2 protein-coding genes are annotated in these 2260 nt (G+C 68.8%); both read left to right on the plus strand.

The annotated features are described in order from the left end of the window. Positions 1 to 367 (plus strand): Smr/MutS family protein (locus AC3WLN_RS23975; protein WP_492485473.1); only part of this gene is annotated, 367 nt, incomplete at its 5' end. Positions 368 to 725: 358 nt separating this feature from the next. Further along, positions 726 to 1991: a transcription termination factor Rho gene (rho, locus tag AC3WLN_RS23980; protein WP_492485475.1), complete on the plus strand. Its 1266-nt coding sequence runs from the start codon at positions 726 to 728 to the stop codon at positions 1989 to 1991. The last annotated feature ends 269 nt before the right edge of the window (positions 1992 to 2260 follow it).

Genomic DNA, 2260 nt, shown 5'->3' on the forward strand with positions numbered 1-2260 from the left:
CGTCCTGGCCCCCGCCCCCCCGACGGCGCCGGGCCTGGAGCGCCGCGTCCGCCTCGCCCTGCGCCGGGGCGCCCTCCAGGTCGACGCCCGGATCGATCTCCACGGGATGTACCAGGCGGAGGCGCACGGGGCGCTGATCGGCTTCCTGATGCGGGCGCGGGCGGCCGGCCACACCCACGTCCTCGTGGTCACCGGCAAGGGCGGCCCGACCTACGACGACGCCTTCTCGGAGCGCGGCGTGCTCCGCCGCAGCGTGCCCCACTGGCTGCGCGCGCCGGAGCTGCGCAGCGTGGTCCTGGGCTTCGAGGAGGCGGCCCGCCATCACGGCGGCGCCGGGGCCCTCTACGTCCGCCTGCGCCGCCGCTGAGGCCCCGGCGAGACGCGCTCCACGGCCCCCGGAAGGGCCCGAGGCATGCCCCGGCGGGCGGACCTTGCGAAAACCCGCGAAACGCGGTACCGCTGGGGCCTCTCCTCGTTACGCCGCGTTGCATCCGTGAGCTCCAGGCTCCGTCAAGACGATGCGCGGAGCCGTCTTTCCCCAGGACGGCCCGACTGATCGGCGCCGAAACGGCGCCCGGCGACCAAACTCCCCGACCGTCCTGTCCGACCCTCTGCCCCGCCTCGCCCTTCCCGCCGGTTCTGAATCCCCCATGACGTCACCGTACGAGACCCTCCCCGTGGAAAGCCCGGCCGAGAGCGGCATCGTCGCCGCCGATCTCGACGGCATGCGCGAGGTCAAGCTCCAGGACTTCAAGTCCAAGACGCCGACCGACCTGATCGCCTTCGCCGAGGAGGTCGAGGTCGAGAACGCCTCGACCATGCGCAAGCAGGAGCTGATGTTCGCCATCCTGAAGCAGCTCGCTGCCAAGGAGGTCGAGATCATCGGCGCCGGCACCGTCGAGGTGCTGCAGGACGGCTTCGGCTTCCTGCGCTCGTCCGATTCGAACTACCTGCCGGGCCCCGACGACATCTACATCTCGCCGACCCAGATCCGGCGCTTCGGCCTGCGCACGGGCGACACCGTCGAGGGCCCGATCCGCGGCCCCAAGGACGGCGAGCGCTACTTCGCGCTGCTGAAGGTCAACACGATCAACTTCGAGAACCCGGAGAAGATCAAGCACAAGGTCCATTTCGACAACCTGACGCCGCTCTTCCCGACGCAGCGCTTCAAGCTCGAACTGGACAATCCGCCCAAGAAGGATTTCAGCCCGCGGATCATCGACATCGTCGCCCCGATCGGCAAGGGCCAGCGCGCCCTGATCGTGGCGCCGCCGCGCACCGGCAAGACCGTGCTGATGCAGAACATCGCGCAGTCGATCACCATCAACCACCCGGAATGCTACCTCATCGTGCTGCTCATCGACGAGCGCCCCGAGGAAGTCACCGACATGATCCGCTCGGTGAAGGGCGAGGTCATCGCCTCGACCTTCGACGAGCCGGCCACCCGCCACGTGCAGGTCGCCGAGATGGTGATCGAGAAGGCCAAGCGCCTGGTGGAGCACGGCCGCGACGTGGTCATCCTGCTCGACTCGATCACCCGCCTCGGACGCGCCTACAACACGGTCGTCCCCTCCTCCGGCAAGGTGCTGACCGGCGGCGTCGACGCCAACGCCCTGCAGCGCCCGAAGCGCTTCTTCGGTGCGGCCCGCAACATCGAGGAGGGCGGCTCGCTCTCGATCATCGCCACCGCGCTCATCGACACCGGCTCGCGCATGGACGAGGTGATCTTCGAGGAGTTCAAGGGCACCGGCAACTCCGAGATCATTCTCGACCGCAAGGTCTCCGACAAGCGCATCTTCCCGGCCATCGACATCACCCGCTCGGGCACCCGCAAGGAAGAGCTCCTGGTGCCGCCGGACGCCCTTAAGAAGACCTACGTCCTGCGCCGCATCCTCAACCCGATGGGCGTCACCGACGCGATCGAGTTCCTCATGGACAAGCTGCGCCAGACCAAGAGCAACAACGACTTCTTCGACTCGATGAACACCTGAGACCCGTCCGGCCGGAGGCGGGGGCAGGGTCCCGCCGCGTCCGGCCAACTCTCTGCCATCATTCGACGATTTCCCGACGAAACGAGTTCGTTAGCTGGTTAACGACAGCTTGACGCGACCCGCGTCGGCCTCCGGGGCGTCGCTCCCATGCCCGAACAGACTACCCTCTTCGCGCCTGCCACAAGCCCCGGCCGCTCGGCCGTCGGCGTCGTCCGGATCAGCGGGCCGGCGGCGGCAGGGGTGATCCGCAGCCTCGCCGGTCCCCTCCC

This window comes from Methylobacterium sp. FW306-05-D (assembly GCF_058782155.1).